Below are 2,721 nucleotides of genomic sequence, written 5' to 3'. Positions count from 1 at the left end.
AATTGCTTCCTGTTTTTGGACCTAAATCGCATGAAACAAGCCTTAAAGCCAGTTGTCACAGAGGATAGTAAATAGCGTTAATTTGTCTTAAACTCTCTATTATTTATCACTTAAAAGATGAACCTGTCAGGTTTAATGATTTGTGCAGAATGCTAGGTGGCGCAAGTCGGAAAATGGTCGACCAGCGCCTGAAAGAACTGGAAAACAACGGTATGGTCATTCGTAATGTTATCGACTCTCGCCCGATTGCTGTTGCTTACAGTCTCACCGATTTCGGGCGCTCAGCGTTAGATATTCTTGAACAGCTAAGAGTTTGGTCTGAAAAGCACACAGACGATTAGTTTCGTATATAAAAAATGCATAATAATGAAAACGGTGAGCGTTATAATTCACCGTTTTTCAACACTACCGCTTATAACTACCGTTCTAAACTTGTAAAAGGGGTAACTTAAGCACTTTCTCGACAAGTGCCCCCGCTTTCTCCTGAAAGGCTCTAAAATGCGCTGTCATTTCGTGGGCATCAAGCGCTTCTTGAGATTCCCATTTCTCAGTAATGACAAAAACACCCTCTTCGCATGAATGCAGGTCGTACATTACGGCGCCTTTTTCTGCGCGGCTAGCTTTGACCAAAGGCGTTAGCGCTTCTGACAGCTCGTTTTGATGATGAGGCTTAGAAAAGATAATGACTGAAAATTCGATCACATTGGACTCCCAATACTAAAGCGCTCAACATAAGTAAATTAGAATTCTTGTGTTAGCTGTAAGCGCCAATTTGCCCTTTTTATCAGATAAGAGGCACGCTGCCTTCTTTTATGGATTTACCCGTTTTCATAATAGCCTTGATAAACATTCTCTAAGCCTTTTTCTTAGCTATATTCATTAGCTAATAAATAAATTCAATCTATACTTACCATACTAAAGTGTATATTGAGCTTGTTGTGGGTTAAGCACCACTTTGTTGAGGCGACGGAATGCAATTATTTAGCGGGGCAGTGCCCAATGTTTGAAAAAACCTTTCACTTTTGTCCAGTGGGGCTTGCTCACGTCAGTATGGATGGCAGCTTCATTCGCGTTAATAAACGCCTGTGTGATTTTTTAGGGTACTCAAATGAAAAGCTTACAAAACTCACGTTTCAAGAATTAACAGCGCCAGATTACTTGGATGAAGACCTCGACCATCTGGCGCGTCTGTTGAAAGGTGACATTGACGACTACTCAATAGAAAAGCGCTACCTTAGAAGTGATGGCGAGGAGGTTTGGGCTAAGCTTACGGTTTCACTTGTCAGGGACGGACGGGGCAATCCAGACTACTTTATTTCAGTTGTAGAGGATATTGACGAGAAAAAGCGTATTCAAGCGGAGTTATTTCAAGTCGATGCACTGTTCAGTAAAATTGTTAGTGCATTCTCTGACAGAACCTTCATTTGGGTAGCGACGCCTGATTTATCGCAGCTGAAATATGTGAATAACGGATATGAAAAAATTTTTGGTCGCAATGAATATGAACTTTACTGTAACCCCATAGGTTTTATTGACCATGTCCATGAAGATGATAAAGCGCGGGTACTAAAACAGTTCAGTCAGCGCCCTTTGAAAAATTGGGACATCCAATATCGTATTTATGATGCAAAAGGTGAGGTGAAATACCTGCATGACCGTGGAAGCTTGATTTATGATGACCGTGAAATGCATTCTCTTATCTTAGGTACAGCAGACGATATAACAAAAGAGAAAACACAGCAGCAAGCTCTAATGAGTGCGGTTACTAAGTTAGAGCATTTGTCGAAAACCGACTCGCTTACTGGGCTCGCCAATAGAAGAGAAATCTTTAGCCAGTTAAATGATGAAATCTCTCGCATGGGTAGAGGTCAACAAACTTCTACTCTTGTCTATATTGACCTAAACAAATTTAAAGAAATTAACGACAAATATGGCCACAAAATAGGTGATAAAGCATTGGTCGAGTTTTCCAACAGCATGAGCGGGCTTTTACGTGAAAGCGATAGGTTTGGCCGTATCGGTGGCGATGAGTTTGTAATTATGCTTTACGGTACAGATGAAGACGAAACGGCTGCTTTTTTTGACAGAATTCAGCGCGAAAAATTTGAAGTTGAAGTCGATGGTAGTAGCCTTGTCTCTATCGACTTCAGCGTTGGCTGGGTGCAGTGGAATGAGGGTATCAATTCTGTGCAAGAGTGGTTAGACCGAGCTGATGAGGTAATGTACGAAAAAAAGCAACAAGGGCAAGTTCAATCATCGACGGTTCAGAACATAGCAGTAAATAATATAAGAACTAATGCAGTGTAGCACGGTTGCTTTAGCGTATCACCGAGCTACACACACGAGTAAATGTTATTGACTTTTCTGGGCAAACCAGCGAGATATGACTTGCCTTTCTTCTTCTGTCATTTTTGTTTTGTTTAAAAATGGCATGTCTTTTGTCACTGTGGTTCTTCGAACCACTTGAGGCGCAAACCTTTCAATATCTTCCCATGAATCTAATACTACGCCCATGGGGGCTACTTTAAATATATCGTCGGTGGGCGTGCGCGAGTGGCAGCTTACACAGTGAGTGGTAATCAAGCCTGCGACGCGTTCATTACTAATTATTGACGCTTTTTCTTTTTCCATACCGTTAGAAGATGTTAAGGGGGCACTTGGTGCAGATTGCTTCGCTTCCATATGCTGTTCCTTGAAGGTGTCATCACACAAGAGCATGGA

General features: G+C 41.6%; 2 protein-coding genes and 2 pseudogenes. 2 read left to right on the top strand and 2 right to left on the bottom strand.

From position 1 onward, the window contains the following. Positions 1–95: 95 nt before the first annotated feature. Positions 96–341 (top strand): annotated as a pseudogene (locus BM378_RS20165) (winged helix-turn-helix transcriptional regulator); the annotation flags it as partial. Between the two features lie 85 nt (positions 342–426). On the opposite strand, the gene BM378_RS20160 reads toward BM378_RS20165, so the two are convergent. Further along, complete coding sequence (locus BM378_RS20160) at positions 427–702, bottom strand: putative quinol monooxygenase (protein WP_074989888.1); 276 nt, start codon at positions 700–702, stop codon at positions 427–429. A 297-nt stretch (positions 703–999) separates the two neighbouring features. Between BM378_RS20160 and BM378_RS20155 the strand changes: the two genes are divergently transcribed. Then, positions 1,000–2,307: a diguanylate cyclase gene (locus tag BM378_RS20155; RefSeq protein WP_074989889.1), complete on the top strand. Its 1,308-nt coding sequence runs from the start codon at positions 1,000–1,002 to the stop codon at positions 2,305–2,307. A gap of 45 nt (positions 2,308–2,352) precedes the next feature. On the opposite strand, the pseudogene BM378_RS20150 reads toward BM378_RS20155, so the two are convergent. Further along, positions 2,353–2,721 (bottom strand): annotated as a pseudogene (locus BM378_RS20150) (urate hydroxylase PuuD); the annotation flags it as partial.

Origin of the sequence: Pseudoalteromonas lipolytica (assembly GCF_900116435.1) — a bacterium.
Taxonomy (GTDB): domain Bacteria; phylum Pseudomonadota; class Gammaproteobacteria; order Enterobacterales; family Alteromonadaceae; genus Pseudoalteromonas; species Pseudoalteromonas lipolytica.
This window is presented reverse-complemented; position numbering and strand designations above follow the sequence as displayed.